This is a genomic window from Aerosakkonema sp. BLCC-F183 (genome assembly GCF_041929145.1).
Taxonomy (GTDB): Bacteria; Cyanobacteriota; Cyanobacteriia; order Cyanobacteriales; family Aerosakkonemataceae; genus Aerosakkonema.
Genome location: NZ_JBHFNU010000068.1, coordinates 65,265 through 91,918, shown reverse-complemented (window position 1 = coordinate 91,918; position 26,654 = coordinate 65,265). Strand labels below are relative to the sequence as shown.

The 26,654-nt window shown below is 42.9% G+C and carries 30 protein-coding genes; 8 read left to right on the top strand and 22 right to left on the bottom strand.

The window, feature by feature from the left end; genetic code table 11:
* Positions 1 to 331: 331 nt before the first annotated feature.
* A complete protein-coding gene (locus tag ACE1CD_RS20465) occupies positions 332 to 1,552 on the bottom strand; it encodes a hypothetical protein (protein WP_374794727.1) in 1,221 nt (406 codons plus the stop codon).
* A gap of 113 nt (positions 1,553 to 1,665) precedes the next feature.
* Complete coding sequence (locus tag ACE1CD_RS20460) at positions 1,666 to 2,094, bottom strand: hypothetical protein (RefSeq protein ID WP_374794726.1); 429 nt, start codon at positions 2,092 to 2,094, stop codon at positions 1,666 to 1,668.
* A gap of 293 nt (positions 2,095 to 2,387) precedes the next feature.
* On the opposite strand from ACE1CD_RS20460, the gene mobV reads away from it, so the two are divergent.
* Genes mobV through ACE1CD_RS20440 form a run of 4 tightly spaced genes read left to right on the top strand, consistent with a single transcriptional unit; the run spans position 2,388 to position 6,330 of the window.
* A complete protein-coding gene (mobV, locus tag ACE1CD_RS20455; RefSeq protein ID WP_374794725.1) occupies positions 2,388 to 4,142 on the top strand; it encodes a MobV family relaxase in 1,755 nt (584 codons plus the stop codon).
* Between the two features lie 6 nt (positions 4,143 to 4,148).
* On the top strand, positions 4,149 to 4,634 hold the full coding sequence (locus ACE1CD_RS20450) for a hypothetical protein (RefSeq protein ID WP_374794724.1): 486 nt from the start codon (positions 4,149 to 4,151) through the stop codon (positions 4,632 to 4,634).
* A 5-nt stretch (positions 4,635 to 4,639) separates the two neighbouring features.
* Complete coding sequence (locus ACE1CD_RS20445; protein WP_374794723.1) at positions 4,640 to 5,506, top strand: hypothetical protein; 867 nt, start codon at positions 4,640 to 4,642, stop codon at positions 5,504 to 5,506.
* Positions 5,503 to 6,330, top strand: coding sequence for a glycosyltransferase family 2 protein (locus tag ACE1CD_RS20440; protein ID WP_374794722.1), 828 nt, complete (start codon positions 5,503 to 5,505; stop codon positions 6,328 to 6,330). The genes ACE1CD_RS20445 and ACE1CD_RS20440 overlap by 4 nt, the downstream gene beginning before the upstream one ends.
* Positions 6,331 to 6,443: 113 nt before the next feature.
* Here ACE1CD_RS20440 and ACE1CD_RS20435 read toward each other — a convergent pair whose 3' ends face one another.
* From ACE1CD_RS20435 to ACE1CD_RS20355, 17 genes are all read right to left on the bottom strand, one after another.
* Positions 6,444 to 7,175, bottom strand: coding sequence for a nuclease-related domain-containing protein (locus tag ACE1CD_RS20435; RefSeq protein WP_374794721.1), 732 nt, complete (start codon positions 7,173 to 7,175; stop codon positions 6,444 to 6,446).
* Positions 7,176 to 7,238: 63 nt separating this feature from the next.
* Positions 7,239 to 8,144, bottom strand: a complete 906-nt coding sequence (locus tag ACE1CD_RS20430; RefSeq protein ID WP_374794720.1) for a ParB/RepB/Spo0J family partition protein — start codon at positions 8,142 to 8,144, stop codon at positions 7,239 to 7,241.
* Positions 8,141 to 8,911, bottom strand: a complete 771-nt coding sequence (locus tag ACE1CD_RS20425; RefSeq protein WP_374794719.1) for a ParA family protein — start codon at positions 8,909 to 8,911, stop codon at positions 8,141 to 8,143. Before ACE1CD_RS20425 ends, ACE1CD_RS20430 begins: the two co-directional genes overlap by 4 nt.
* A gap of 324 nt (positions 8,912 to 9,235) precedes the next feature.
* On the bottom strand, positions 9,236 to 10,522 hold the full coding sequence (gene iscB / locus ACE1CD_RS20420; protein ID WP_374794718.1) for an RNA-guided endonuclease IscB: 1,287 nt from the start codon (positions 10,520 to 10,522) through the stop codon (positions 9,236 to 9,238).
* Positions 10,523 to 11,027: 505 nt separating this feature from the next.
* Positions 11,028 to 14,177, bottom strand: coding sequence for a type I restriction endonuclease subunit R (locus ACE1CD_RS20415; protein WP_374794717.1), 3,150 nt, complete (start codon positions 14,175 to 14,177; stop codon positions 11,028 to 11,030).
* 40 nt (positions 14,178 to 14,217) lie between these two features.
* Entirely contained in the window at positions 14,218 to 14,718 is a 501-nt protein-coding gene (locus ACE1CD_RS20410; protein ID WP_374794716.1) for a DUF3368 domain-containing protein, read from the bottom strand.
* Positions 14,711 to 14,965: a UPF0175 family protein gene (locus ACE1CD_RS20405; RefSeq protein ID WP_374794715.1), complete on the bottom strand. Its 255-nt coding sequence runs from the start codon at positions 14,963 to 14,965 to the stop codon at positions 14,711 to 14,713. Before ACE1CD_RS20405 ends, ACE1CD_RS20410 begins: the two co-directional genes overlap by 8 nt.
* Positions 14,966 to 15,037: 72 nt before the next feature.
* Positions 15,038 to 15,685: a restriction endonuclease subunit R gene (locus ACE1CD_RS20400; protein ID WP_374794714.1), complete on the bottom strand. Its 648-nt coding sequence runs from the start codon at positions 15,683 to 15,685 to the stop codon at positions 15,038 to 15,040.
* A gap of 66 nt (positions 15,686 to 15,751) precedes the next feature.
* Complete coding sequence (locus ACE1CD_RS20395) at positions 15,752 to 17,050, bottom strand: restriction endonuclease subunit S (protein ID WP_374794713.1); 1,299 nt, start codon at positions 17,048 to 17,050, stop codon at positions 15,752 to 15,754.
* A gap of 79 nt (positions 17,051 to 17,129) precedes the next feature.
* On the bottom strand, positions 17,130 to 17,420 hold the full coding sequence (locus ACE1CD_RS20390; protein WP_374794712.1) for a type II toxin-antitoxin system ParD family antitoxin: 291 nt from the start codon (positions 17,418 to 17,420) through the stop codon (positions 17,130 to 17,132).
* Between the two features lie 10 nt (positions 17,421 to 17,430).
* A complete protein-coding gene (locus ACE1CD_RS20385) occupies positions 17,431 to 17,664 on the bottom strand; it encodes a DUF4926 domain-containing protein (RefSeq protein ID WP_374794711.1) in 234 nt (77 codons plus the stop codon).
* 17 nt (positions 17,665 to 17,681) lie between these two features.
* A complete protein-coding gene (locus ACE1CD_RS20380; protein ID WP_374794710.1) occupies positions 17,682 to 18,014 on the bottom strand; it encodes a DUF6883 domain-containing protein in 333 nt (110 codons plus the stop codon).
* Positions 18,015 to 18,033: 19 nt separating this feature from the next.
* Positions 18,034 to 19,593 carry an N-6 DNA methylase gene (locus tag ACE1CD_RS20375; protein ID WP_374794709.1) on the bottom strand — a complete coding sequence of 520 codons (1,560 nt, stop codon included), beginning with the start codon at positions 19,591 to 19,593 and terminating at the stop codon, positions 18,034 to 18,036.
* Positions 19,594 to 19,783: 190 nt separating this feature from the next.
* Positions 19,784 to 21,622, bottom strand: a complete 1,839-nt coding sequence (locus ACE1CD_RS20370) for a hypothetical protein (protein WP_374794708.1) — start codon at positions 21,620 to 21,622, stop codon at positions 19,784 to 19,786.
* Positions 21,613 to 21,849: a hypothetical protein gene (locus ACE1CD_RS20365; protein WP_374794707.1), complete on the bottom strand. Its 237-nt coding sequence runs from the start codon at positions 21,847 to 21,849 to the stop codon at positions 21,613 to 21,615. The genes ACE1CD_RS20370 and ACE1CD_RS20365 overlap by 10 nt, the downstream gene beginning before the upstream one ends.
* Before the next feature lie 6 nt (positions 21,850 to 21,855).
* The gene (locus tag ACE1CD_RS20360) at positions 21,856 to 22,269 is read right to left on the bottom strand and encodes a hypothetical protein (protein ID WP_374794706.1); all 414 of its coding nucleotides are present in this window, start codon (positions 22,267 to 22,269) and stop codon (positions 21,856 to 21,858) included.
* 44 nt (positions 22,270 to 22,313) lie between these two features.
* Positions 22,314 to 22,541 (bottom strand): hypothetical protein, encoded by a 228-nt coding sequence (locus tag ACE1CD_RS20355; RefSeq protein WP_374794705.1) that lies wholly within the window; start codon positions 22,539 to 22,541, stop codon positions 22,314 to 22,316.
* Positions 22,542 to 22,568: 27 nt separating this feature from the next.
* Between ACE1CD_RS20355 and ACE1CD_RS20350 the strand changes: the two genes are divergently transcribed.
* Positions 22,569 to 22,769: a hypothetical protein gene (locus tag ACE1CD_RS20350; RefSeq protein ID WP_374794704.1), complete on the top strand. Its 201-nt coding sequence runs from the start codon at positions 22,569 to 22,571 to the stop codon at positions 22,767 to 22,769.
* Positions 22,770 to 22,782: 13 nt separating this feature from the next.
* On the opposite strand, the gene ACE1CD_RS20345 is transcribed toward ACE1CD_RS20350, so the two are convergent.
* Both ACE1CD_RS20345 and ACE1CD_RS20340 read right to left on the bottom strand, forming a co-directional pair.
* Positions 22,783 to 23,259, bottom strand: coding sequence for a hypothetical protein (locus tag ACE1CD_RS20345; RefSeq protein WP_374794703.1), 477 nt, complete (start codon positions 23,257 to 23,259; stop codon positions 22,783 to 22,785).
* A gap of 1 nt (position 23,260) precedes the next feature.
* Positions 23,261 to 23,509 (bottom strand): hypothetical protein, encoded by a 249-nt coding sequence (locus tag ACE1CD_RS20340; protein WP_374794702.1) that lies wholly within the window; start codon positions 23,507 to 23,509, stop codon positions 23,261 to 23,263.
* 181 nt (positions 23,510 to 23,690) lie between these two features.
* Between ACE1CD_RS20340 and ACE1CD_RS20335 the strand changes: the two genes are divergently transcribed.
* Together ACE1CD_RS20335 and ACE1CD_RS20330 are read left to right on the top strand one after the other, a co-directional pair.
* Positions 23,691 to 23,912, top strand: coding sequence for a hypothetical protein (locus ACE1CD_RS20335; RefSeq protein WP_374794701.1), 222 nt, complete (start codon positions 23,691 to 23,693; stop codon positions 23,910 to 23,912).
* Positions 23,913 to 23,924: 12 nt separating this feature from the next.
* A complete protein-coding gene (locus tag ACE1CD_RS20330) occupies positions 23,925 to 24,080 on the top strand; it encodes a hypothetical protein (protein WP_374794700.1) in 156 nt (51 codons plus the stop codon).
* Between the two features lie 153 nt (positions 24,081 to 24,233).
* Here the strand turns inward: ACE1CD_RS20330 and ACE1CD_RS20325 are convergent, their stop codons facing one another.
* A complete protein-coding gene (locus ACE1CD_RS20325; protein ID WP_374794699.1) occupies positions 24,234 to 24,650 on the bottom strand; it encodes a hypothetical protein in 417 nt (138 codons plus the stop codon).
* A gap of 297 nt (positions 24,651 to 24,947) precedes the next feature.
* On the opposite strand from ACE1CD_RS20325, the gene ACE1CD_RS20320 reads away from it, so the two are divergent.
* Positions 24,948 to 26,546: a helix-turn-helix domain-containing protein gene (locus ACE1CD_RS20320; RefSeq protein WP_374794698.1), complete on the top strand. Its 1,599-nt coding sequence runs from the start codon at positions 24,948 to 24,950 to the stop codon at positions 26,544 to 26,546.
* Positions 26,547 to 26,654: the final 108 nt, after the last annotated feature.

Here is a 26,654-nt window from a genome sequence, read left to right as displayed (position 1 = left end):
TAGGTTGCCAACTGTTTATGCTAGTACCATCATTTTAGGATAAAGCAAAGTCAATGAAAGCTCTTGCACTATTTATTTTTACGGTAAGCTTGGCAAGATTGGGAATTAGTCAAATTACTTTCGCACAACAGTCTCAGCGATACCCAAACAATACAGAAATACAGCGATTGATTTTCAAATAAGTTTGCGTTTGAACAAGTATAGCAGATCCGCCAACCATAAATCACCTGGCTATATAGTTGTAATACAGTCACTCGTCTTCTAGCACGTAACTATGCAAAAATACATCATGGTTGTGGATGCTTTCACATACAGTCCTTGCGCTGAAAATTTAAACTGTTACTTTATCAACAGATGAATTATACATCTGAGACACTCGCTTGAATACGCCGTAAGCATCTACCAACCGATTTACCATTGGATCGCTTAATTTTAAACCAAAAGTTTGTGCAATTTCCCGCTTGATACCACCTCCCCAAATCACTTTGGCATTACCAAACAATTTTTCTATTTCTTCCTTAAACGCCACAGATGCGCCTCCTCCAACCAGAACTTCGTCTAGTGTTACTAAATTCGGCCCCAACATTGTTTTTAGCCAGTTAGCTGTGGAATTCCAGTAAGATTTGAATCCATCCTCAACCGCTCTAACCATTTCTTCGGTGAGTTGTTGAATATGTTCTTCCTTCTCAACTTTGCCGATTAACAATGCTTGCAGTAAGCTCCGATCGTCACGTCCATAATAGATAGCCTCTGTTAGTTGAGCGCGACGAATTATGGAAGCATCTAAGGCCGTTTTATCCAAAACATAATTAACCAGATTGTGGAAACCGAGTGCGGGACTCTCTATTTTGACACACTGCCCTCGCTGATAGAGCATTGCTGTCACGTTGTACTGACCCATCACCAACACCAAAATATTTTTTCTGGCAAATTCAGCCTCAGAGAGTTGAGTTCCTCTTAATGCTAATTGTCCGGCTCCTTCAGCTAAAATGTTTAACTTAAAATAATCCGGTACTGTCAGATGGGTATAGTCTTGTCCGCGAAAATTGAATTGAATAGGTTTAGGCGCAACTCCTGCTAGTTCGCTCCGCAAAGAACTGGCATTTGGCATTTCCACATGGGGTAATAAAAGAGTGGCGTGAATTCGCAGATATTTGGCAGCATTATCTGTGCCTTTGGAAGCGAATCCTTTATACTCCATAAGGGCTTCTTTTTCTCGTTGTGCGATCGCACCAATTGCCGTCAGATATCTTACTGCTCCCGATACGATTTTGTATTTGGCTTCTTTGGTGTCACATCGAGGAGCAAACCGCGTTTCGGCCAAAAAACCGACAGCCAGCGGCTGAGTGGAAGGCAGCATCAACCAAGCATCATCTTCTGGCGCAGCAGTTCGGCTTGGCTGAAGGTGGCCCACTTCTTCTGGGGATAGCTCTGCTATTCCTGGTTCTATAAATAGTGCTTTGACTTTACCTTCTCTCGGAATTTGGTAAATTATTTTGAGGCGTGATTTCCCTAAGTCTAACACTACAATCAGGTCGGGTTGCAAGTTCATAAGCTGTTTGAAAACTCTACAAATACAAGCATTTTTGCTCTATCGTCGGTGATTTTTGGGGTGGCTACCCTCTTTCAAAAGAGCGAAACATAGAAGGTGGTTTTTTTCATTATTTAAGCTTCTAGTTCTGTCGGGAGTTTGATAAACTCTCTGACTTGAGGCATATCTGAAAAGTCGTCTTCCTCTTCTTCCAATTCATCTGGTTCTATAGTGGATGGCTGATTTTTTAATTCCAACTTCTCTTGTGGTTGGAGGATAGTTTCCCGATCCCAGGTCATATTTGGCTCAAGTACAAACAATTGGGTGATAAATTCGGCTTGCTTGAGCAGTTCTAATTTCGCTTCTATTGCTGCTGCCTTTATAGTTTCTTCATCGTAGATACCAAGCCGTCGCAACGCTAGTGGCATCCAAAAGGCACGGCACGCTGTTAGTACCATTTCGTCGGTTGACTTAGAGGGATAATTTTTGAGGAATTCCAACAAATTTCCTTCTGGGGTTCCTTCTGCTCGACTCATTCTTATTTCAACTGGTTTTTTAGGCATAATTACTTACTGCGGATTTTTGCTAAAATTAGCGGATTTTCGCAGATATTAGATTTTTACCGCGAAAGTTAAATCAACTTTGTCATAAACTGATAGGTTTACACTTGCTCCCTTTTGCGGATTTTCGCGAATTTTCGCGGATTTTCGCGCAGTTAAATTTGCCTAATTCCAAATGTGTACTCATTACACATTTTTATGCACGAGGTATTAGAAGCATTCTTTCCGTCGGTTGAATCTATTTTTAGAGTCGCGATCGCACGATCGAAAAAGAGAAACTTTCTACTAACTCTCAGATGGCTTTTGGAATTCTCAAGATCCAAAAAATCAAATCATGGGGAAATCTAGTTGGCAGTTCCGCGCACACTAGCAGAGACCGGGAAACACCTAATGCTAACCCTGATGTCAAAAATATCAGGGTGATTGGAAACAGCGATGACCCTACCCTAGAAACCTTAGTTAGAAACAAAATCGGTAATCAAAAAATTCGCACCAATGCAGTGTTAGCCATTGAGATGCTGCTTGGAGCTTCTCCTGACTACTTCCGACCAGATAACCCGGAGTCGGGAGGGAGGTACGACTTAGAACGCTTAGAGAGGTGGAAGCTTGCTTCGGTCAACTGGTTAGAGTCACAATATGGCGATCTCGTTGTCAGAGCCGAATTGCACTTAGATGAAATAACACCGCATATCCACGCTTATTTAGTCCCTTTGGATGAGCAAGGTAAACTTAATTGTCGGGCGCTATTCGGTAACAGGTATAAACTATCGTCGTTGCAAGATAGTTACGCAGCTGCGCTTTCACCCATCGGGATAGAACGAGGTATTAAGGGGAGTCACGCTAAGTACACGAAAATCAAGGAGTATTATTGGTACGTCAACCAAGAAGCTCCAGAACTGGACTGTTTTCGCTCTCTTCCCTCACCGCGTTCAACTGAATCTGCCGTTGGGTACAAGCAGCGGGTCGAGCTATTATTGCAACCTAGTGTGGATGTCATCGATCGCCAATTGAGCGATCGCACTCTCGCACTCAAGCAAAAACGCGATGCCCAGCAAAAAGCTTTGGCTTCTGAACGGGAAAGGCAGAAGCTAGAACAACGTCTCAAGGAACTAGAAGCACAAAATCGACTTTTAAAAGCCCAAACCGACCAATTACACGACTTATCTCTTTTAGATGTGGCTTATGAGTTGGGGCTTGACTGTGCCGAGAGCGATATTGCTAACGCAACGCTACGCGAACGCATTTGGCGAGGACACGGATACCAATTCAATATCACTGACTCTCAATTCTATGACCTTGCAGGCAGTAAGCACGGCAATAGTGCGATCGATCTGGTAATGCAGGTTAATCAATGCAGGTTAGAACAGGCTCAAGCTTGGCTGGCTGACCGCTTCGGCTTGTCAGGGATGCTTCGAGCCGTAACTCATTATGCTAGAGAACAAGCCCAACAGATTATTGCTGTTGAACCTACCCCCTCTTTTGTGCCGCCGGAGTCGGTAGAAAGTCGGTGGACTGCGGTTGAGAATTACCTGATACGGGAAAGACACCTGCCTAAGAATTTGGTCAATGCTTTGCACCAGCGCGGTCTTATCTACGCTGATGGTTCTGGTAATGCGGTGTTCGTGATGCGTGAGCTTCAGGGGCAAGTAACTGGGGCAATTGTTTGGGGAACTGAGAGTCAACGTTTAGCTCCTGGTAGTAAACGCTCTGCGGGTTGGTTTTGGGTGGGACTGGGTGGCAGCGAAGATTCATCGATACAAAGAGTGGCTCTAGCCGCTTCTCCAATGATGGCTCTCGAACTGCTTGCGGCTGAGTACCCGTCCGACTCTAATACAATCTATATGGCTGTTGATAGCGATCGTACTCTCCCGATTGATTTTCTTTCCACTGTGCCAGAGGTAGTTCTAGTAGATGACAACAATCCAGATAATCGGCAGTTAGTACGAAAAATTCAGAAGCTTTTGCCCCAGGCTACTCGTATCAAGCCAAAAACTATAAGAACAGTACACAAGCGTAATAGCCGGGAATTAAACTTAAATCAACTAGGATAACTTTATATGCAAACCAACACTTTACTTACCAGCACAAAAGATAACGTTAAAGTCATCAAAACAATATTTTATTGGCAGTCAAAACAAGGACTTTCCTGCCATTGTTTGCTCCGTATCTACATTGATGAAGTCCATGAGCGAGCCATAGTTATTGCCTCAGAATTAGATAGTAATAGGCACAACACCGCAATTACCCACGATATCAAAGGACTTGCCAGCGCCGTTGTGCAAACATTTGGCTCGCAGATAGGTGTACCTCTAGAACAGATTGTCTGGATTGTGCATTACGGTGACTTCTCACAACCTCGTTCATACGAAAATATAGGTTTCTCCGATGAGTTTTCCAGAGTAGATTTGCCTTGGCAGGGAATAAGCTTGGGCGAGGGTGAAGGTTTCTGGACTGTGTTGAGAGCCGCGCCAAGAAAAGAGATACTTGGCTGGATAAACTTAGAACCTGTCGATCTGGTTCTAACAGAACTCGCAAGTCATTGAGCAATATGGTTCAAATCAGAGGGAGAGAAATCCTGCAAGCAGTCAAAGCTAAATGCGAGCCGTTTCAGGGTAGCTTTTTCGGTAAAAGTATTACCATTCTCAAGTTCTCACCGCCTCTAGAAGCTTCAGAGATTGAACTTGCCAAATATCGTGCAGCGGAAATCTCGGCGGCTGAAAAAGTGAAGGCTTTTAGCTTTATGAAGTGCGAGGTAGATTATCGTCTCCTGTCTGAAAATACAACTCCGTTAGAGTTTAGGGACATTATCATTTCTGCTAACTCAGATATCGATACGGTTGGAGTAATTGTGCAGAACCCTGTACCCAGGCTACTGCTCCCTGAGTTAGAGTTATTGTTGCCAGAGAAAGACCTTGATGCACTCGTGGAGAACCATCCCTTGTTTGGTGCTTCTGCTACAAGTGATGCGATCGCTCGTCTAGTTCAGCCATTTACAAATGCAAATACTAAAGTAGTAGTGGTAGGCGGTCGGGGCTTCGTTGGCCAAGGTGTTGTTCGATTACTGGAACAAAACGGTATCAACTGTTTGATTTTAGATGTAGGAGACGACCTTCTCAGAATCACACAAGCAGATATTGTCGTCTCAGCTACAGGAGTTCCTGAATTGCTAGATGAAAGGCATTTAAGACCTTACCATCGGCTGGTAGTTGATGCCGGATTTGTCCCGATTGGAAATAACCTTTTTGGGGATGTCAAACGCTCAGCTTATGAAATTCCGCAAAATATTACGCCAGTTCCTGGTGGTGTAGGCCCACTACAAATGGCTACTTTACTGGAGAGGCTGATAACAGTAGCAACGGGGAGAGACATTGAAAAATGGGTCTATCAGTATGAGGCTTCGGGAGATGAAGTATGAGGCTTTCTTTAATTACTGCAACCCACAACCGGATAGAGAAATTAGCTAATATTGCATATCCTAGTGTTTTGGGTCAAACATCCCGAAACTTTGAATGGGTAATTATTAACGATGGCCCCGATCTAGCTACGCGAAATTTTGTGGCTCAAATTGAAGCAGATTTGGCGATCGCTTATTTGGAGATGGAGCATCGGTCAGAAGGATTTAGCTTATGTCATGCCCGCAATCTCGGTCTTGACAGGGCTAAAGGTTTTCTTGTGGCTTATTTAGATGATGACAATGCTTTGTTGCCTCAATTTGTTGAGTCAACCATCAGGTTTTTTCAAGTCAATCCGCAAATTCTATGTAGCATGGTTCGACAGCACCGCAGAAGAGATATGGTCAGAAATAGTCAGATTGTAAGGCAGGGAAAACCTTTTATCGCTCCAGCCCCATCAGCTAATAGTGAGTCGTTGCTCGTACAAAAGGATATTTTTGATAGTAACGGTTTCTCCCACCGTCGGGATAATTCACCCCGATGGAATCCAAACACCCGTGTCTTTGCTGATTATGAATATTTTCTTCAATGCTTAAGTCGTTGGGGCAAAGAGAGTTTTTTACTTAATCCTCTGGTTTTGGTTAATTACGTTCAAACATCGGAGGGAACGATCGGAAAATCAACCTATCAAGAGTGGGCATCCGATCTAAAAAAGATTTGGGAACACCGAGAGCAGTACAGTGTTTTGTCAGATTGGGATGTGAAATCCTGGTTGCCATTATTAATTAGCACCTATGAGGATAAGTATAAAAATGGGATGAATGTGCCGGGATTCAGCGAGAGTTGACATTCTGCTGAATGCAAGAATTACTATTACTACAAGTTTTGGTTCCGGTAAGCCAAAGTAAAAAAAGTCTGTATTTACCCAACTAAAGCTGTACTACCAACTGTTTTCATTATTTAATTCTGGGGTTTAGAAGGTTTAGGTTTCTTCAAAATCGGTGCTGGTGAGGGTTCTGTTGGCAAGGGCAAACTTAAATTTTCCACAGCTTGGGCGATCGCTAAAACTTGACTGCTTTCCAAAGAATTTGGCGATTCACCAATCATCTGTAACAAAGCAGTTGCCCCATGCAAAACTGGCACTGAACATTGGTTGGTTCCCAACCATTTCGCTACTGGAAATACCACTGGAGCTATGATGCAGTTGTTAGGTAAATTGGGAACCACAGCGTTTATCCATTGCTGAAACATCTTTTGATGGTAGGCGCTTTGAGAACTCGGACTGTTGGATAAAGCCACCCAATCATTACCTTCTCGTCGCTTCCAATTATCTTTGTAAGCACTAAATGACCCTTTCCAAGTTTTTACCTCAATTAAAAATATTCCGCCTGGGCCAATAATGAGATGATCGATTTCGGTAAATCTGCCTGAACGCATGGTAGGGATAACAGCATTGTTAAACATCACCCAAGTGTCTGGCAAAGATTTCAACAGCAGTGAGATTCCCCATTCTCCCACGCTGCCTTTAAACTGATTGGTAACTTGCTTGAACTCAAACATTGCCGCACCGATCGCTCCCAAAAAACCACCCCCTAATGCTTCTTCGGTAGCTTGACGATTTTCGGCTTTTTTCTGGCTTACTTGAGCAAGGAAACTATCTTTAAGTGCGGGTGATTGGTGGAGGATTTTCATAAGGCTGAAGATTTGTGACCGCAAATTTCAAGAAGATTTACTCTTAAAGTTCCCAACATCAGCCTATTCTTCACCAATCAATGCTTCCATTTCTGCTAGAAGTGCTTCCAACCGTTCCCACTTTTGGGCATCTTCCCAAATCTTGGCTTGCTTAACTCGGCGCACGATCGCTTCTACTCGCTCTTTTCGCTCTGTTGGTTCTGACTGCTGAGTGTAAGCTTTTAGTCGGGATTGAATTTGACTCAGGGAAAGATTTTCGGCTACAGCGGCATCCAGCAGTTCTGTTCTGAGCTTTTCATCTTTGAGACGTGCGATCGCTTTTGCCTTTGTATATGCAATCTGTCCCATCCGCAAAGCGCCTAAAACATCTTCTGGCAAATTCAGTAGGGGCAAGCGATTTTTAACAAAGGATTCCCAGGTCATTAACCCTAAACTTTGAAAAACCTCCTGCACTGCTTCAGATTCGGGTTTAACCATAACGTTATGGTTAACTCCTTTGAGCGTCTCATTATTCATTCGATAAAGCAGCGATGGCATCTCATCCACTGATGACCCCAGACGCAGTGCCAATAGTTGCAAAATACCTTCCGTTTCCTCTACTGGATTCAAATCTTCACGACAAAGATTCTCGATCAGGGAAAGTTGCATGGCTTCTTCATCGCTCAGTTCCCGAATAACGACTGGTACTTCAGTTAGCTGGACTTGCTTGGCTGCTCGGTATCGTCGCTCTCCAGCCACTAATTCGTACAAGTTATCTTTGCCTTTCCGTACCAAGAGCGGTTGGAGAATGCCATGCTGTCGCACCGACTCCACCAACTCTTGCATCGCTTGGGGGTCAAAGTAGCGGCGAGGCTGCTGTTGGGGAAGGTAGATCGTTTCTAAGGCAACCATTTCCGCCACTGTTTGAGCATCCCCAAACAGGACATCCAACGATTTCATTTGTTGATAAGGGCGATCGCGTCTACTCATGTTAATTTCTCCAAGCTAGTCGCAATCTTTTTCAGGATCGGTACGGCGGGGCTTTTGCGGTTATAAAGTGCTAATGGTACGTGGTCTTCCGAAGCATCGGCAAAGGCGGTGGAACGAGGAATGGGTGGGTAAACTACACCAACTTTTTGCAATTGCTCTTGGATCGCTTCCAGAGTGCGAGCATCTTGAATATTACGACCATCGTACATCGTGGGAATAAACCCAGCAATTTGTAGCTGGCGATTAGGACGCGATCGCACCCGCGCCACTGTACTCAATAACAACTCAGTTCCACAGAAGGCTTTGTATTGGGTTTGAATGGGGACAAGTACGTGGGTAGACGCGACAAGGCTGATGTAGCTCAACAGTCCCAGACTGGGCGGACAGTCAATCAAGATAAAATCATATTGCTCAAGAACTGGTTCCAAAGCTTCTTTGAGCCTACCATCCCGCATATCTGCCACTACCAATTCCAATTCAGCAGCACTCAAGCTGATATTGGCTGGTGTCAGATCTATACCGTGAATGTTAGAGTGGATGGGCAAAGGTTTGCCTTGCAAAATCGATTCGTAAACAGTTTGTTTGAGTTCGGTTGGGTCTAGGCCCATGAAGGTAGTGAGAGAACCTTGGGGGTCCATATCAACCAAAAGTACCCGATGCTTGCGCTCTTGGATATGGTAAGCAATGTTCATTGCTAAACTGGTCTTCCCTACGCCCCCGGACTGATTGAATAGGGCAATGACTCGGCTCAACTTTTTTGTGGTCATAATAAAGTCTTGAAGTGAATAATAAAGTTCTGGAGTGAATAATAAAGTCCTAGAGTAACTGGCACAGCGAGATCCTAGATGGTTAGTTGCATGAGGAGAAGGTTACTAGCTGTTACGAGTGCGGTTAAAAATACCATTTTTTTGCAGCAAGATCCAGGCTATCGATCGATTCTGCTAAAGCTTCGCTTGTAGAACGAGCTTGGGCCAGCTATTGAGGCAGCTTTGAAATCTTTGTCTCCAAAAACACCTCATCTTTCTTCCCCCTTGGAGACCCCCACCATATCTGTACCCAGATTGGTGGTGGGAGGAAAAGGGGGGCAGGGTCTATGTAGCATAGGCGTAGCCATCCTTTCTGTGAATAGGCGTGCAATATTTGTGACTGATTCCTTGAACCAGCCCATCAGTTGTTGAGATATTGAAACTACCAGTAGCACGAGTAGCTACTCGACCAACATAAGTCCCAACCTTTTTTCCCGAAGTGACAACAGCTTTAACAATGTCACCCGTCTGAAAACCTTTGTGAAATTTGGTCTTAGAGCAATAACGAATCGGAAATCCCCATTTATCAGTGCGGCACTGTTGACGAGTTCCATGACCTTTGGCTGCTATCAGTAATGGCTTAACGCCTACTGTGATTAACTGCTCAGGTGTTGATTCTCCAACGCAAGCAGCATCCCAATAGTGAGTCTTGTCTAAACCTCGAAGGGTGCGGTTGTACTTGGTACGACCTCCTGTTCCAACTTCAACAGGTAAGCCTGTTTGTTTCAGGTTCTCGTACAAATTCCATCGAGTGACATTCACCGCTGCTGTATCAGCCAGAGGTCTTTTAGCTTGTGCCTTGATTCGTTTGAGCAGTACGGGTTTACCTTTGAGGAAATCCTTGATGTCTTGATTTCCTTTTTTCTGATTACAGGGAACACAGGCTAAACATAGGTTGCTGATGCGGTTAGAGCCACCTTTAGAACGAGGGTTGATATGCTCAATCTCAAGCTTGGTATTTTTTGCTCCACAGTAAGCACAAGTCCTGTCCCACTTTTCAAGCAGAAATTCACGAATCTCGTAGCCAGCTAATGTTCCTTGTTGATAGCCAACTCCATTGATTTGGGCGTCTTCCATCTGCTGTGTATCAAACCTAACCAATTCTTGAGAAATGGTGGTAATTTGACACAGTACGGACAGTCGTTTAACCCAAGTCAGGATGTTAGCAACTCGGCTCTTTAATGAGGTCGGTAACCATCCTTTGAAACGAGTACGGTTAAGGAATCGAGGCTTTCGATAACGAGTCTTGCGGTTACGACGTGACCGACGCAACTGGCGACGTGAGGTTAAAGCATCCCGAATTTGGAACCCACGATGCTGTAACTGTGCCACCCAAACAACTTCCCCTGTAGCATCGTTGACTATTGCTAATCCCGTTGTTTTAGCGCCTGGGTCAATCTTGACCCGAAGGGGTTCAACTTTATTATTTAACATCTCCTCTTTTAGTATTAGTGTGAAAGGATAGCGGCGAAAAACAGCAGCTTTCCCTTGTGATAACAGCATTCTTGCCCTACCAGGATGAATAGGATTAAGAGGCTGTTTGTTGGCGTCTAAAACGAAAACTTTGCTCACGAGTGAGCCTCCTTGCGGGTAATGTTAGCCTGGACAATGTTTTAAAAGTTTGTTGTGCTAACGACACTGACTTCGACCCGATATGTCTGTTTAATCGTTAGCCACAGAGCTACAGACTGGCTTCGTATCTGTAGGTGTGATGGCTTTCAAAACGTAGTACATAAAGTACTTAGTCGGGTAAACTTTGGGCTTCTCTTAAAAGCCCCCGCTATATTCGGTACTCCGAATTAGCGGCGGGTAGTTTACTCTGTGTGACGGTTTAGAACTTTATTGTTTCAGTATCAGCATTATTGTACGACCTATGGAAGCTTACTCAAGAACTTTACAAGTGTGCTGTGAGTGTTTACCGAACGTAGTTACTTGGGTTTCAGGCACTGGGACTTCAGAACTTTATTATTTTTGTAGAGGTGTTGCACTGGGCAGAATAAAATAGGGATTTGGAATAACCCAGGTATAAAGGGTTGAGAGTGTTTGCGATCGCATATCCATCTCCCCAGTTTCACCCTCAAGCCGCACTGCTATAAATACTCCTTCCCTGCCCAAAATAAGAATCGTAAACGTGCTGATACACCTCTTGGCACTTCTGCTCGTACAATTCGGCAGAATAACTCGGCGGTAACTTATCCAAAATTTCCTCAACTGTCACCTGTACCGCAGCGCGAGTTCGCTGTCGCTTGCGCCAATCCAGCACCAGTTTCTCCCGCTTGAGGGTTTCTAATAACTCTTGCGCGACTTTCTTAACTTCCAGTTTTTCCTTTTCAGTTAAATTAATATCTGGTTTAGTCAGTAAATCCAAAATCGCTAATTCTTCCTCTGCCAGATTTTCAGAGATTGCCCGTTTATCTTCTAGATTTAATTCTTGGGCAAACTCCACCAAGTCTTGAAAGAAAGTTTCAATATTGCGACAGCCAGCATTATATTCATCAATCATCTGCTGGAACTTGTTTAAATAATTCATCCGGCTTTTATTTAGCTTTACCATCTGGGTTAGCTTCGTGCTAATTGCACCTTTAATTTTTTCCGCTTCCGTGCGTTTATAACCAGAGGCAAACTGAGCTTTCAATGCTTCAAAATCAACCTGACTTAAATCGATGATTGGTTCCGATTCCGGGATAATATATTCTAGAGTGCCAATCGACTGGTCTAAAATCTCCTCAACCGTTGCTTTTACTTCCGAGATGTCCACTTCTGGGGTCAAAGAACGAATCCGATCGCCAATTACTGTAAATAGAGACTGCACCAAGGTAAAATCATCAGCAGCCGGATCTGGCAGAATAGCTTTGTAGAGTTTGGTTACGTTCCGAACAAGTGCCAAATACCGCTGCTTGGATTCGTCATTAACCAGAATCGCTTCCACCGCATCCGAGATTAACTTGATGCGTTCAAATCCCACCGCTGGTTGCAGCTTCTCTAAATCAATTCCCCGTTCCGTACAGAAAGCAGTCGTTTCTAATATCGCTTTCCGCAACTCCTCCACTAGCGCCGCCTTCGCCTGCACCGGGGTATCCCCTTCTTCCACTCCACCCCCAGAAGCAGAACCGTAAATTGCTAACGCTTTCTGCAAGTCGCGGAACACGCCAATATAATCAACAATTAGCCCATTGACTTTCTCCCCAAACACCCGATTCGCCCTCGCAATGGTTTGCATCAGGGTGTGGTTCCGCATCGGTTTATCTAAGTAGATTGTCGAACAACTCGGAACATCAAATCCCGTCATCCACATTGCACAGACAAATACAATTCGCAGCGGGTTATCTGCATCTTTGAATTTCTCGTCTAAATCTTCACTGACTAATCGTTTCCGGTGGAATTGAATCTCTAAACCTTTTTTCCGAAAAGCTTCTACTTCATTCTGAGACTGGGAAATTATCACCGCCATATCGGTGGCTTGCATATATTGAATGACAGCTTGCAGGCGTTCTCGGTCTGTGGCTTCTGCGGTGTCTAACTGACCTTGCAAGGTGGTTAAATGTTGCTGCCAGTATCCCCGTACTTTGTCGTACATTTTAACAGCAGTAAAGCGGTCAATCGAGATAACCATTGCTTTACCTTGGTGTCCACGTCCCAGAAAGTGAGTGACGATATCTTGGGCAATTGCTTCTAACCGTTCCTCACGGGTAATTAAATGATATTCCCGTGCAAATTCGCGTTCTAGTTTATTTTCTTCTTCCTCATCCAAATCGGCAGATTCAATGGCATTTGTAATATTTTCATTCAGTTCTGTATTAGTTAGTTGTAATTGCGGGATGCGGTTTTCGTAAAATAGCGGAACTGTGGCGTTATCTTCGATGGATTGTTTGAAATTGTAGATACTGATATAATCGCCAAACTCTCGTTTAGTGGCTTCTTCTCCAATGATTAAAGGCGTACCCGTAAAGCCGATAAATCCGGCATTGGGTAATGCCTGTCTCATATTTTTAGCAAAGATATCATATTGACTGCGGTGCGCTTCATCGGCGATGACAATCACATCATGGCGGTCGGAAAGTTGAGGATATTTTTCATCTTTTTTCGTGCGGAATTTTTGAATTAAAGTAAAAATATAACGGTGGTCTTCTTGTAAAAGTTGTTTCAAATGTTCGCCACTTTTCGCCCTCACTTCTTTTTCCGGTTCCGTAACTGCACCAGTTTTAGCGAAATTCTTATAAATTTGGTCGTCTAAATCATCTCTATCGGTGATGATGACAAAAGTCCAGTTACCGGGAATTTGGCGGTGAACTTTTTGGGAAAAGAACTGCATGGAGAAGCTTTTCCCGCTACCTTGGGTATGCCAGAATACGCCTAAACGTCCTTGATTTTCACGAATTTGTTTAACGGCTGCAATGGCATTATTGACACCGAGATACTGGTGATTTTTAGCAACCAGTTTGATGATTTGCCCTTTTTCTTCACTAAATAAAGTGAAGTTTTCGATGATATCTAATAATTTAGTTTTCTCGCAGGTTCCCCGAATGATGGTATCGAGGGAAATAATCCCTTCTTCACCTTCCGAGTTGATTTTCTTCCATTCCGCGAAGTGTTCCCAATTGGCGGTGACGCTACTGATGCGGCTATCTGTACCGTTGGAGAGGATGACAATTCCGTTGTACCAGAAGAGTTGGGGAATGGTGTTTCGATAATCGCAGAAGTTGTTACGATAGGCTAAATCTAAGCGTTTGTGATGGGCTTTTAATTCGATAAATAATAAAGGAATCCCGTTTACAAAGCCGATTAAATCAGCGCGGCGGGTGTACATTTCCCCGGATATCCAGAATTGAGAGGCGAGAAAAAAGTTGTTTTCTGTTGGGGTTTTCCAGTTGATGATTTGGACTGTTTCGGTGATTTCTTCGTTGTCGCTGTTGCGGTAGGTGACGTTTACGCCATCTTTGAGGAGTTTGTAAGTTTCGCGGTTGGCGTTGGCGAGACTTAAGGCGCTTCTGTCGCGAGTGAGTTCTTCTATGGCGAGGTTAATTGCTTCGGTGGGGAGGGTGGGGTTGAGTTTTTCTAGGGAGGGGCGAAGTTGGGAAATGAGGACGACTTCGGCTTTAGTTTCTCGTCCTAATGTGCTGTTTGTACCGATTTTTTCGTAGTAGCAATTAGCGGTAGTATAGCCGAGTTGTGAAAATAGGGCGAGGGTATCGAGTTCGAGAGCTTCTTCTGAGTCGGGGTGAGGCATAGCGATTTTAGATTAAAAGATAGGTTAATTTTTAGCTTGATTAATTATTTTCTCCGGCTTGTTTGAGGGCGAATTCAATTACGGTTGTACTTAACCGGATACCTTGGTTAATCATTTTTTGAATAGATTGTTTGATTGATAAAGGGTAGCCTTCTTGTTTGGCACGTAATAAAATCCCAATGGAACCTGTAACGGAAAGACCGCTTAATCTAGCAATGCGCCGTCCGACAGTTTCATCTATACAAACGGTTTGGATATTTTCATTTAAGGCTAATTGAATAACCGATGCTTCGCCGATGTCTAATGAGTTGAGGAGTAGAGGAGAAATATTCAGAGGGTCAGGCTGTTTTTGTAACCAATTGGCAGCAATAAATTCGGCAATCGCAAAGTTACTAGAACCGCCGCTAAGAATTTCTTGGCAGACTTCAAAAGGAACTAATATTTCTGTATAAAGAGATTGCAAAATAGTTAAGTCACCCAAGGCGGCGACGAGGGCAATTAGCGGGGAAGTGTTAATAACGATTCTTTCGGAATTAGGCATTCTCTAAATCAGATAGTAGTTCTTCTTCTGTCAGGTCAATCATGGGGATACCGTAATCTTTTAATTTGAGGAGAAATGTAACTCTATCTACGCCAATTAAGGCTGCTGCCATTCCAGAAGAAAGGCGTTTAAGTTCAAACAGTTTAACTGCCATTGCCCATTTAGCCTCTTGTTCAAATTGTTCTTTTGTTTGTTGTAGGGCATCGGGGAAGGTTTCGGGATAGTCAATTTTAAGTTGATAAGACATAGGGGAATAATGAGGTTTGTAATTTTAGATTTTAGATGAACTCATAAAAAATCAATTTTACTGACTTTGATATTATTTAACAGGGATTTCAATCATGATTTGTCTAATTTGTTTGAGGATTCGCATGATGTCATAAAGTTGATTGCGATGGGGGAGTAGCAGGGAGAATATATTAGATAAATCGTATTGAGGGTTAGGTTGACTTAAAAGTTTAATAAATTGGAATTCATCACCGTTTGTGATTAATCCATAAACGGGGCGTTCTGGGTTGGGGTTGGCTATCAAGTAGGTGAGGGCTTGGGGTAGGGCTACAGAAAAGGCAATTGTTGATTTAGATTCTACAACTAATACCCAGAGTTGCTGTTGAATAATCAGAGTGTCGATGCGTCCTTTGAGTATTTCGTCTCTGTCTTCTAGGGAGAGTTCAACTTCGGGTTCTGTGGTGACAAAAAAGGGTTCATCGTATAAACCAGCTAGGGTTAATAAGGGAGAAATGACTAAGTGATTGATGGTTCCTTCGGCTAATGAACCGCGTTCTCGATGGCGCAAAAATCGGTTTCTGATTTGGTCTAGGGCTGCTATTTCTGAGTCGGTGAGTTCGGGTAAGTCTTGGGTAAATTCTGGAGAAAATCGATCGTTGCTTGTTGGAGTAAGATTAAATCTTTCTCTCAGGTTAAGCAAACTGGTGATGGTTTTGGAAATTGGTTTAGTTTGAACCATAGCTAATTTTTCGAGGGTGGGTTATTGGTAGAGTGTGTCGGTGGAATCTATCTATATTATATGAGGTTAGGCAGCGATTTCTCCGGTGTTGATGTCAAGGTTTTCTACGTCTATTTCACCGGAGATGAGTTTGGGGAGGAGTAGGTCGCGGGTATGGCGGAGGTTGTTGTTTTTAATAGTTAAGTTTTTGATTTGTAAAAAAAGTGGTTCTGTATGCTGATTGAAAAGATCGAATATATTTTTAGCAGGAACTAAAAAATCAAAAACTTCTAGCTTATCTAAACTCAGGTTATCTTGAGCCGTTCCTCTTGAAAAGTTCTGCATTTTTTGTTTAAGTTCATCAATCTGATATTTGATAAGTTCAGGAGTAACTTGATTAAAATCGGCAACAAAACCTACAATACTATCTGGGAAGCAAGCAGACATCGTAATTATAGCTGTTTCAGCAATGTTAGCTGCTATGGTAATTAACAGCGTTCTAGGTTCCCAAAGTTTACTTTGAGCTAGCCCTTTCTCATTATAGGTTTGCTCATAATTAGTAATATATAGTAAAGCACTTTTGACTTCACCAGTTTGAATAAATGGATACTTACCTCCATAAAGAGAGGGGTCATTTCTGGGGCGATGCTTTGATTTACCTCTCTTAAGAAGACCAAGTTCAGTTAATTTTTTAAACTCCCACCCTTCAGGAATTAGACCCAATTCTGAATCAATCATTTTGACTTGTTGGTGTCCGGGGAAGCGGAAGTTGACGAACCACTCGCGGTAGAGCGATCGGGCCATCTCTTCCAATATCTTTATCCGTCGCGTATTGTTTTCAATTAAATCATCATAAGCTGAAAGAATAGCAGCAATTTTTCGCTGAATGGCGAGACGCGGTAGGAGAACTTGAAAATTTCTAAGTATGTCTAAGTTGATATGTGGAACACCAGAAGATATAGCTAAGTTGTGAATAGTTTTAATTGTACTAGGTGTGCGAAAATAGCAATACAAAAAATATGGTACAGCCTTAGCTTCATCAACCGTTAGTTTCATTTGGCTTTGGGAAACTACGAATCGCTTATAAGAACAATTTTTAGGAATAATTCCTACTTGGCCTAGAGTGCCTCGTTGAGTGAAAATTAGATCGCCTGGGTGTGCATTGTTAGGCATTAATTCATTGGCTTTTTCTTCAGATACAAAGACAAAGTTATCGAAGGAAAAACAAGAGTCTCCAGTAAGATTCGTGCCGCGAATTACTGGAACACCATCAGCTATGTAGTCACGAGAAACAAGTTTTGAGCCAAATGGCCCACAATTTAATGCGTATTTTTTTTGTGCTTTAATATCATCAAGGCGTACTATAGGCCAGTATTTAGCTTTCATCTAATAAAATTACCACCTTTTTAATAATCTGTTCTAACAAAATAAGTGCCTGACGTTTACTGATAAATCTATCACCTATTCATCCATCACCTACTTTAAATTGTTCTAGCTTTGAAAACAATTTTATAAATACTTCTTCACCATCCAGCTTTTCTCCTTGTTCAAGTTGTGCAATACCCACTGCTACCTTTTGACGAGTTTCTGCTAACCATTTTTCATAACGCTGTCTATTACCACTATCCTCCAAATAAATGCTTTCTTTTAACAACTCCAGTGCTAAAGCAATCATTTCATCAGCAGAAGGATATCTGCCATTTTGAATTTGTTCTTGAATAAACTTTTCATGCCTGCTAGATAGTTTGATGTCCATTTAATAAACCTCAACTTTTAACTAACATTTCCTCAGACAATCTCTGATAATGCAAAAGCATCAATTGATTAGCATTCAAAGTCTCTATAGCATAAGCCCGACCGTTTAAATCACTAAATTCTACCTCAAAAACACCCGGTTCGTACACTTCCACAATTGTCCCCACCTGACCCCGATATAAACCTAATTCTGGCATATCTTCAATTAACGCTACCACATCTAATAATTTCATTTGTGAATTCATCTTTCCATACCTCCTAATTACAGAACAAAACAAGTTATCAACCGAGGAAAATCTTCATCATCCCGCACAATCCAAACACTGCGTACCATTGCCTGCTTTTCTCCTCTCACCATCAGAAAATCTACTCTATATTTCTGCCCGTATGGACTGCGTTTATCCAGAACGGCATCAGTAGTTTGGATAGCTTGCATCAGTGCAACTCTTAACTCTGGGGAATCATCTATTCCCATACCTAAAGCCGATTCAAACACCCGTGCTTTGTGTTGACCATCTGAATGTCTGGGATTCAGACAATAACCAGATAGTTTTTCTTCATCAATGATACTTCTTTCAGGATTGGGGAGTCTCATATAACAGTTAACTCATTAATCAAGTTCCCAAAATCTGGGCGACATTCTCAGAAATCCGTTCCTCCAACTCCCTCGCCTCCGCATTTAAAATTTCCAATTCCTCATTTAATTCTTCCAACTTCTCCGCAAAATCAAAATCCTCTACCGGACGTTCTGCCACTCCCACATAACGCCCAGGATTCAAACTCCAACCCTGCGCTTCTATTTCCGCCGTTGTCGCCACCCGACACAACCCCGCCACATCTTTATAAGCACCCTCTGGAAAATTAGTATCCAGTAAAATTTGACTGCCATTTTTCGTTTCCGGTGCTTCCCCTCGGTACAATCTAACGATATTAGAAATAAACTCCACCTGTTCGTCGGTAAACTCCCGGTGGGCGCGGTCAATTTGTCGGTAAATATGCCGCGCATCGATAAATAACACCTTTTCCTTCCGCAGTGTTTTCGCCTTTCCCTTATCCAAAAACCACAAAGTACAAGGCAACGTTACCGTATAAAAGAAATTAGAACTAATCGCAATCATCACATCTACCGCCCCAGTTTTAATCAACCGCTGGCGCACCTCCAATTCGGAACCTCGCGCATCCGAGGCAGAATTCGCCATTACAAATCCCGCCCGTCCCGTATTATTTAAAGCGCTATAAAATAACTGAATCCAGAGATAATTCGCATTGTCTACCTTCGGTTTAGCAAAGGGAAACCTGGGGTCATTTTCTAACCGTTCCTTATCCACTCCATCCACATTAAAGGGTGGATTCGCCATCACGAAATCAAACTGCCCCGCGCAATTGTGGATATCCTCATAATAAGTATTCCCCTGGCGGATATTCCGCAAACCAGAAACCCCGTGAACCGCCAAGTTCATCTGACAAAGTTTAACGGTTCCTTCCGTCTTTTCTTGACCGTAAACGCTAATCGCCGTATTCGGGTCGCACCCTAACTTTTCCCTCACCCGCATCGCACTTTGCACGAACATTCCCCCCGCCCCACAAGCCGGGTCGAGAATCAATCCATGATACGGTTCGATGACTTCTACAATTAACTTAACCACAGAAATCGGGGTAAAAAACTCTCCGCCTTTCTGTCCTTCCTTCTGGGCAAAGTTACCCAAAAAATACTGATAAATTTCTCCAAACGCATCCTCGCCAATTTCTGATAATTTAATCCGATTAAAAGTTTTGAGTAACTCCCGCAGCGTCGGTTTTTCTAAACGGTTATAATCTTTCAGTAAAATTCCCTTCAATTCTTCATTTTCATCTTCAATCGCTTTCATCGCCTGATTAATTGCCGTGCCAATATCTTCTGCTTCTGGCAAATTCAGCAAATAATCAAACCGTGCTTTTTCGGTTAAATACAACGCCCCTTTTGCCTGGTAGTCCAACTTGCCCACACTGCGGCGGCGGGTACTCACCCCGGCTAACTCCCGTTCCACCAGACTGAATTTATAATCGGCGTAGCGCAAGAATATCAGCCCCAGTACGGGGACGGAGTATTCCGAGGGCTTGAGTTTGGAGTTAGCCCGGAGTTCGTCTGCTGCTTCCCAGAGGCGCTTTTCCAGTTCGGTATAGTTTGCTGGCATTTATAGACGTTAGTAGTCCAATTACTATATTGATTTCCTCTGCCGAGCCTGAAGGGAACAGCGAAGGCGCAATTTATTATGGTAGCACGATGCACTTGATCTATCCCTAGTGAGCGATCGACTGACATCTGTTTTGACGACTTCAATGATAAATAGCTGGGGTAAGCAATCATTAGAGGAAACAATTACACTAATCCAAATATGCCCCAGGAAAAGGAAGCAACGCTAAATATCCTGCTTTATCCATCGGTCTAACGTAGCAATAATAATCCTTGGAACTATCTACCGATGCTCGTTTCCGCCACAGTTCCAAATCTCCCAAAATTCTATTTTTCTCTTCCTTAGTCGGTGCATAATCGCTGGCTGCTTGTGGTATATTCGCACTCATAAAAATAGTAATGTATTGGTAAAGGTCATTTTTATTCCACCCATAAACACTCACATTTGGCAATTGCCCTAACGCCAACACTGTAATCCCCAACGACCGACCCAAACTAATAGCATCCCTGATAATTTTACCGACGAATGTCTGCCCATTTCTCAACTTTTCAGATTTGATGACATCCGGCTCAATAAACTCCCTTTCCCTCGACACTAGCAATTGCAATTCATCAATCAAAAAGAAAACTCGATTGAACTTCGGACAAGGCTTATTATCGGCAAAGCATTGTTGGTTGATACTGTTTCTTTCCGAGTACAACTTCCTCAGATAAAGGATGCCATCATAAGCACTTGGGATAGTTACTCCGTTACTAGCAGTTACCGATTCAAACCCAATATAATCAGGTTCAAACAGTTTACCGTTGATGGTAAAAGTAGCGTAATCATCTACTTTTGGCTGAATGTAAATTACTTCGCAATCTGGTTCGTTCCTAACAACTAAACCACAATAATTTTTTGCCATTTCTGTTTTCCCTTTTCCTCTAGCGCCAAGTATGGCTAAATTCTTCCCATCTTTGGCAGCATCTTTGTATAATATTTCTAACCAATTATCAGGCGCATCTTTAATTCTATCCAGTTCATCCCTCCTATCGATTTTTACCTCGATTCTTCCATTTTTAGCTTGGATTGTCGGCTGAGGAATGTCAACCATTCCAGGTAGAATCTTAGCTACTATCTCTAATTTAGATGGTTCCCAGTAATTAGTTGGTTTGAGGTAAATCCTTTCTACTCCCTCTATCACTCTTTTTGAAATGAATTCCGACTGGATTCCTTGTTGAGCTAATGCTGTCTGAATCTGCGTAACTAGCTCATCAGCATCCGGCTTTTTAGCGGTGTATAGTTCGTTGAATAGCTGCTCGTTCTGCTCTTTTAAACTGACGATTTCTGATTGGAGTTTTTGGATAATCACATTCTGAGCTTGGATTTCTAATTGGGCATTTTTGAGCAATTCTTTAGTTTGTCCGCGTTCGTCGCGTACATCTAATCGAATCCGCTTTTCTTCTAACCTGAGCGCTTTTTCTTCTAACTTCAATTGTTCGGAAAATTTCTTTAAATCGGATTCTAACTTAAGCACATTATCTCGCCACTGATTTGTAGCTGCTAAATCAGCATCCAATTGGGCAATTTTGGCAGCGAAAGCCAGTTCTAATTCGGCTTTTTCAGTCTCTAGCTGTTGTTGCAGTTCTGAGAGCTTATAAGCCTCGCTTTCTTTCAAGAGAGCGATTTCCTTATTTTTGGATTCTGAAAGGTCTTGTAAAGCTTTTTGGTCAGCACTGAGGCGAGATTCATAGGACTCTCGTAAAACTTGTATTTCCTCTAGTTTCTTGGCCTCGGAAGATTCTAGTAATTGCTGCTGCCAAGTGTGGATAGTTTGCAGTTCGTTGAGTTTGGTTTCTAGTTCGATGATTCTGGCTTGATTCAGTTGTTCGGTTTCTTGTTTAGAAGGAACTTTGGCTACCAAATAACTGCTAATTCCCAAGCCAGTAACGACGGACGGAATAGCTATGGCATAGTGACCGCTAGCGCTGGAGGCAATAGAGATAAGAAAAGCGGCTAAGTCAGCCGCGTAGAGAGGTTTTAAATCCATAGTCCGGTGATAGCTAAACCGCTAATTATTGTTAGTTCTTCGGCGGGAGATTTCCGTTTCAGGTAAGCTGCTGTTAGCAGTAATCCGACTAATAAAAATGCTTTCCCTATCAGGTAAATCAGGTATGGGAGATAGTGAGAGCGGTAGAGAAAGCTGATGATTTGAGAAAATGTGGCGGCGAGGAAATAACAGAATAATGCCTCTACTGCCAGTCTGTTGATGTCCATTGTTTCTCATTCTGTTGGGAGTGCTGATAAATCGGGGACTTGGCGATATTTAAGCTCGAACAATGAGGCGTTATCTTCTAAGTCTTTTTGAGCTTGTTGTAAAGCTAATAACGCGCTTTGACCCGCAGTAAGCAGGGATTGCTTATTGAGCAATTTCATCGCTCTTTCATAGCTCAATTGGTCTTGTAGTTGCTCGTTTTTCTGTTCGGTGATGTCGTTGGCAGTTCGGGCTGATTCGTAGCCAAGCTTGGCTTTTCTGATGCCTTCTTTACTGGTTTCTAAATCCCAGGTAGCTGCTTCTAATTGATTGGATTTGATATCGCGCTTAACTTCTAGGATTGAAATATCTAGCCCTCTGATATCTTGCTCGATACTCTCTTTTTGGTATTCGTACTCGAATTTGGTGAGTTTTTGACTCATTTTTCATGCTCCGCTCTTCAGTAGATTTTGTATCTGTGAGGATTTCATTTTTTCCATTGTTTGTAAAATTCCTCTACTTTTTGATTTTGTTTGGTGACGATGATTTGGACTGTTTTGAGTTGTTTGTCTTTTTCGGCCAGTTGTTTTTCTAGGTTGGCTATTCGGTTATTCAAATTGTTGATTTCTAATGTCTGTCTGCCTTCTACGAATAGCGTCCCGATGCCAAAGGCAATTATTCCAACGAAGATGATTTTGATAGCTTCTATTGGCATTTGAGCCTCCAATAAGCCAGTGGAGCGATGCCACTGGCTGAATGTGAGAGGATTTATTTAACTCCCTTTTGTTTCTTTGGGAGTGGAGCCAATGGTCTGTTCTTGGTTGGACTTGGGCCATTGGCTCTTTGGATTTGGGTGGGGGTGGATAAATTCGATCGCATCACGTTGGCCAAATTTACTGCTGTGAGTGCGGATAGAACAAATAAGACTCCCATCGCCGCATAAGTAGAGGGTCGGTTTAGCTCTCTGTCAATCCGACGTTTAAGAGCAACTTTGACCCGTTCGACGACAAGAGATACTTGGGGTCTAGGTCTGATACCTCCAAAACTGAGAATTCGGCATCAATCAAATCTTTCAATTCCTCAACTGCAAGGTCGTCTAAACTTCCGTAATCCCCTGACTCCAAATCGCGGACTAGCCCGACTACGGCAGCACTAACGACCTGCTTTTTCATGGAGTCTTTGAGGTTTCCTGCCAATTTGCCCAAATCATCTTTAATGGAGCCAGAAGGCTTATTGGTTGTGGTTTTGGTGTGATTGGTTGGCTGCTGGTTTTGGGCGTACCGCTTGCAGGCACTTTTGAGGGTGGCACGCCGATTCGATTTGAGGATGGACACTACGGCGGCCAAAGCCTCGTCTGTGGGGTCGATGCCGAGTTTGGTTAGCTCATCGGATATTTGTTGCTTGCGGCTGGCTGAGATTGAAATGGTGGTCATTTTAGTCAACTCCATTAATTCTTAGCGTTTCAATAGCTTTTTTGCGTCCCATAAGAGCGGCTAGTTCTCGAAATCGCCTTAAGGCTGCAAAAGATTTAGCGTCTAACCCCGGTTCGTAACGTGAGTTGTCAAACTCCGACTTGCCGAGCTTTTTTCTGAGCAGCGCTCGATCGCGTCTTAAGGTTTCCTCTGAAATCCCAAGTTCAGATGCAGCAAGCGCTAGCGGCACGTAATCCACTGTGGACTTCATGTTGGTTCATTGACTCAGTTGTGCTGACTTACTGAGGGCAAAGCGATCGCGATCTGGTTGTCCCCCGAAGGTGGTTGCCGTTCGGTCACAGTTCCCTTATGGGTGTTATCATAGCAAAACTTCATGCAATCGTGAATTCATGAATTAATACAAAATATCAACTTTAGAGTCTCGTGAGAAAATGAATTCAAGAAATCAAGAGAAGAAAGGAACTTTGGTAACCAGACGTGACGATCCAGGCTACTCTCAAGTGAGCGGCTACATTCCTAAAGAGCTTGCACTTCGATTCAAGGTTGCTTGTACCGAAGACGAAACCACTCAAAGTGAAGGATTGGAAGAAGCCGTTCAGCTTTGGCTGGAAAAAAGAGAACGGACAAAGCGCAATAGGTCAGGTGGGAGCTGAGTCCAAGTAAACATGGCGAAAATTAACCCTGTTGGCTTGCGACGATCGCCAGTGGCAACAGCGATCGCTGTTGCTTCCTCTCTATCCCTACAACAAACCCAAGCGATCAGAACTGCCCCGCCATGCGGCAATTACTTTGTCATGCAAAGCGATCGTGCCTGGACATAGGCAGATCGATCGACCTTGCACAGCAATGGGCAACCCATAATAGACTCAAACAAAGAAAACCCGCTGTCGGCGGCAACTGAGTTTTCAACTGGCAGCCGTGCTTATAGGCGAACCATTCTCAAATAGTACCTTCAAGTCAAGCTGGTAATTTAATCAAGACCCTTTAGCGGTCATCGTCTCTAATGCCACTTGAGCCACTTTAGCCGCTGCCTCAAACGGCAATGCCCTCACCTCTGCTATCAAATCGTCAATAGACCAGCACAACGCTTTGCTGGAATGTCCATTCCTTGCATTCTCCAACCAAATTGAGTCACCAGTACCATCCACTATCGCCTTATTGCGTATTTCTGACCCCTGCAAGTAGATTTGCAGTTGCAATAGCGTCCAACCTTTCAAGTCAGCTAGTTTTTGTAGATTCTTTTCATCCGGTAAAGCTGCCTGCTTCTCCCAACTCTGAACGGCATAGTAGCTCACACCCAACAGCTTGGCAAAGTTGCGCTGACTTTTGTCGCCCCGGAGATCTTTAACTAAATTAGCCAACCTTAGTTTAGGTGTTGTACCTGCCAGCATCTCTTATACTCCGTACTTCCCAAAAACTCTAGCTCGCCAGAGGGAGTACTCGGCGCTTGCCAAAATTTTTCGCCACAATTGACATTGACATCTGTTAAATGTCATCTTTAGAAGGTTATAAATGTCAGGATGTCACAGTAAAATGTCACCTTTACATTTTGCTACAGAGCAGATGTACCCCCTCATTTTACCTCTTATGCTCACAGGCACAAGGGGAAAAGGAAAGGACAACCGTACAGTTAGAACTGATTTTAGAGCAGAAAGAAGCGAACAGCCATCTAAAGGAGGATAAGATTGATGGCTGAAAAGGAAACCGATCGAGGGAATACAAACTCTATACAAGGTGCATCTAAATTAGAATTTAGAGGGTTGGAATTTTCGCACTTGGACAACACTCCCAAGCAAGTTTGCCAACTCAAAAATCTACCTCTAACCCAAGCACCACTGTTTGGAAGTAAATCCTACGAGATGACAGCAACAGGAGCACCTATTATTAGCGCCAGTCAAGCGTTCCTTAAATCTCCAAATTGGAGTGAGTACGCTCCAGGTCGTCTTTACTTCCAAAAACCTTTCGGAAAAGGGCGCTTCATAGAATTTTATATACTCAATAAACAAGCGGATCAACCTGAATCAATAGCATCTCAAGCTGAGGATGAAATTCTTGACCGATATGGTGTAATGGCAGCAAGACTTCATGTTGTATTTGCTACATACGCAGCCCGACAAACAGAACCTTGGAAAGAGCCTTTTGTTCTGCGAGGGTCTGAGTTGATCGAAACATTACAAGTTTATAAAAGCAAACAACTAACCAAATCGCAAAAACTGAAGGCGATCGCAGAGTTAGCCTTGGTGGTAGGAACGTTGGGTACTGTTATCCATTGGTACGAGGGAAATTTAAATCTATGTATCAAAGAACGCACTTTACTCTGGATAGTAAGCGTCCAAGAGTATAATCAACTCAACTTGTTCGGGCTTCCCGAAGAAACTTTAGAAGTTATTATTACAGTGCAGCCAGGACTGTGGACTCGTAACTTCCTCAACGTTGAAGGAGAAAAGAAAAGAACAGCGCTACATCAGTATAGCTTTATTCCCAAGCGATTCTTCGATTTAGATCCACATCGGCAAAAGCTTGCAACCAGTTTAGCTTTATACATAATACAGAACAGTCGCGCTCATAAAAGCGGCGTTTATACAATTTCAAAGCTATTAAATAGTGTTTTGCCTCAAAGTCAAATTGAACAAGCAGTAAATGACTATCGGTATGGCTGGAAACTCAAAGAAAAAGTAGATGAAGCATTACTGATTTTAAAAGATAAAGTTGGGTTCAATATCGATTTTGACGATGAGCGCTATCCAGTTTGGCTAAGACCTTTGTGGGCTATGCCGTCAGAGCTAAGTTGTCTTCCTACAAGCAAAAGAAATCAATGCCTGCTTAGAATGAAAAAATTTCCGAATAATTATATACAAAACTATTTTTTACCTGCATTATTAAAGTTTTCACTTCCGCTGGAAATTCAAAAAGATTTGGATTGCTCCAAATCTGGGAAATCTCATAAAGTTAAAAAACTTTCTCAGAAACACCCTCAAATTACATCTGAGGACACAGAAATCAGTGCTTTGGAAAGAGCCAATATAACACCATCAGCACTACTACCAGAAACGAAAAGCTCCAGTTCGCCAACCACAGAGTTATCCTCTTCAGAAAAGCTAACAGGAGCCATCGTAAAGCTGACAAGAATAGCCCTTGGTATGAATCAAAGACAGTTAGCTAAGGCAATCGGGATGAGTCAAAGCTGGGTGAGGGATCTAGAAAAAGTTAATCCAGATAAGCCGATTCACTCAAAACACCTGCCTAAACTCAAAGAAGTTCTGGGATTAAACTATCCCTGTCCCTAAAAAGTTGTTCAAAGATATTCAACTTAGGAAACTTTACATTCCTCAACAATACTGTCAGACCGCTGTATGTGAGATAACCGTCCCAACACCCCTCTCCCAAAGCCAACC

What these genes read in the sequence shown, in the direction of transcription:
- ACE1CD_RS20465 (WP_374794727.1), bottom strand. Translation starts at nt 1,552, where the DNA reads ATGAACTTGCAACCCGACCTGATTGTAGTGTTAGACTTAGGGAAATCA.
- ACE1CD_RS20460 (WP_374794726.1), bottom strand. Translation starts at nt 2,094, where the DNA reads ATGCCTAAAAAACCAGTTGAAATAAGAATGAGTCGAGCAGAAGGAACC.
- mobV (WP_374794725.1), top strand. Translation starts at nt 2,388, where the DNA reads ATGGCTTTTGGAATTCTCAAGATCCAAAAAATCAAATCATGGGGAAAT.
- ACE1CD_RS20450 (WP_374794724.1), top strand. Translation starts at nt 4,149, where the DNA reads ATGCAAACCAACACTTTACTTACCAGCACAAAAGATAACGTTAAAGTC.
- ACE1CD_RS20445 (WP_374794723.1), top strand. Translation starts at nt 4,640, where the DNA reads ATGGTTCAAATCAGAGGGAGAGAAATCCTGCAAGCAGTCAAAGCTAAA.
- ACE1CD_RS20440 (WP_374794722.1), top strand. Translation starts at nt 5,503, where the DNA reads ATGAGGCTTTCTTTAATTACTGCAACCCACAACCGGATAGAGAAATTA.
- ACE1CD_RS20435 (WP_374794721.1), bottom strand. Translation starts at nt 7,175, where the DNA reads ATGAAAATCCTCCACCAATCACCCGCACTTAAAGATAGTTTCCTTGCT.
- ACE1CD_RS20430 (WP_374794720.1), bottom strand. Translation starts at nt 8,144, where the DNA reads ATGAGTAGACGCGATCGCCCTTATCAACAAATGAAATCGTTGGATGTC.
- ACE1CD_RS20425 (WP_374794719.1), bottom strand. Translation starts at nt 8,911, where the DNA reads ATGACCACAAAAAAGTTGAGCCGAGTCATTGCCCTATTCAATCAGTCC.
- ACE1CD_RS20415 (WP_374794717.1), bottom strand. Translation starts at nt 14,177, where the DNA reads ATGCCTCACCCCGACTCAGAAGAAGCTCTCGAACTCGATACCCTCGCC.
- ACE1CD_RS20410 (WP_374794716.1), bottom strand. Translation starts at nt 14,718, where the DNA reads ATGCCTAATTCCGAAAGAATCGTTATTAACACTTCCCCGCTAATTGCC.
- ACE1CD_RS20405 (WP_374794715.1), bottom strand. Translation starts at nt 14,965, where the DNA reads ATGTCTTATCAACTTAAAATTGACTATCCCGAAACCTTCCCCGATGCC.
- ACE1CD_RS20400 (WP_374794714.1), bottom strand. Translation starts at nt 15,685, where the DNA reads ATGGTTCAAACTAAACCAATTTCCAAAACCATCACCAGTTTGCTTAAC.
- ACE1CD_RS20395 (WP_374794713.1), bottom strand. Translation starts at nt 17,050, where the DNA reads ATGAAAGCTAAATACTGGCCTATAGTACGCCTTGATGATATTAAAGCA.
- ACE1CD_RS20390 (WP_374794712.1), bottom strand. Translation starts at nt 17,420, where the DNA reads ATGGACATCAAACTATCTAGCAGGCATGAAAAGTTTATTCAAGAACAA.
- ACE1CD_RS20385 (WP_374794711.1), bottom strand. Translation starts at nt 17,664, where the DNA reads ATGAATTCACAAATGAAATTATTAGATGTGGTAGCGTTAATTGAAGAT.
- ACE1CD_RS20380 (WP_374794710.1), bottom strand. Translation starts at nt 18,014, where the DNA reads ATGAGACTCCCCAATCCTGAAAGAAGTATCATTGATGAAGAAAAACTA.
- ACE1CD_RS20375 (WP_374794709.1), bottom strand. Translation starts at nt 19,593, where the DNA reads ATGCCAGCAAACTATACCGAACTGGAAAAGCGCCTCTGGGAAGCAGCA.
- ACE1CD_RS20370 (WP_374794708.1), bottom strand. Translation starts at nt 21,622, where the DNA reads ATGGATTTAAAACCTCTCTACGCGGCTGACTTAGCCGCTTTTCTTATC.
- ACE1CD_RS20365 (WP_374794707.1), bottom strand. Translation starts at nt 21,849, where the DNA reads ATGGACATCAACAGACTGGCAGTAGAGGCATTATTCTGTTATTTCCTC.
- ACE1CD_RS20360 (WP_374794706.1), bottom strand. Translation starts at nt 22,269, where the DNA reads ATGAGTCAAAAACTCACCAAATTCGAGTACGAATACCAAAAAGAGAGT.
- ACE1CD_RS20355 (WP_374794705.1), bottom strand. Translation starts at nt 22,541, where the DNA reads ATGCCAATAGAAGCTATCAAAATCATCTTCGTTGGAATAATTGCCTTT.
- ACE1CD_RS20350 (WP_374794704.1), top strand. Translation starts at nt 22,569, where the DNA reads ATGCCACTGGCTGAATGTGAGAGGATTTATTTAACTCCCTTTTGTTTC.
- ACE1CD_RS20345 (WP_374794703.1), bottom strand. Translation starts at nt 23,259, where the DNA reads ATGACCACCATTTCAATCTCAGCCAGCCGCAAGCAACAAATATCCGAT.
- ACE1CD_RS20340 (WP_374794702.1), bottom strand. Translation starts at nt 23,509, where the DNA reads ATGAAGTCCACAGTGGATTACGTGCCGCTAGCGCTTGCTGCATCTGAA.
- ACE1CD_RS20335 (WP_374794701.1), top strand. Translation starts at nt 23,691, where the DNA reads ATGAATTCAAGAAATCAAGAGAAGAAAGGAACTTTGGTAACCAGACGT.
- ACE1CD_RS20330 (WP_374794700.1), top strand. Translation starts at nt 23,925, where the DNA reads ATGGCGAAAATTAACCCTGTTGGCTTGCGACGATCGCCAGTGGCAACA.
- ACE1CD_RS20325 (WP_374794699.1), bottom strand. Translation starts at nt 24,650, where the DNA reads ATGCTGGCAGGTACAACACCTAAACTAAGGTTGGCTAATTTAGTTAAA.
- ACE1CD_RS20320 (WP_374794698.1), top strand. Translation starts at nt 24,948, where the DNA reads ATGGCTGAAAAGGAAACCGATCGAGGGAATACAAACTCTATACAAGGT.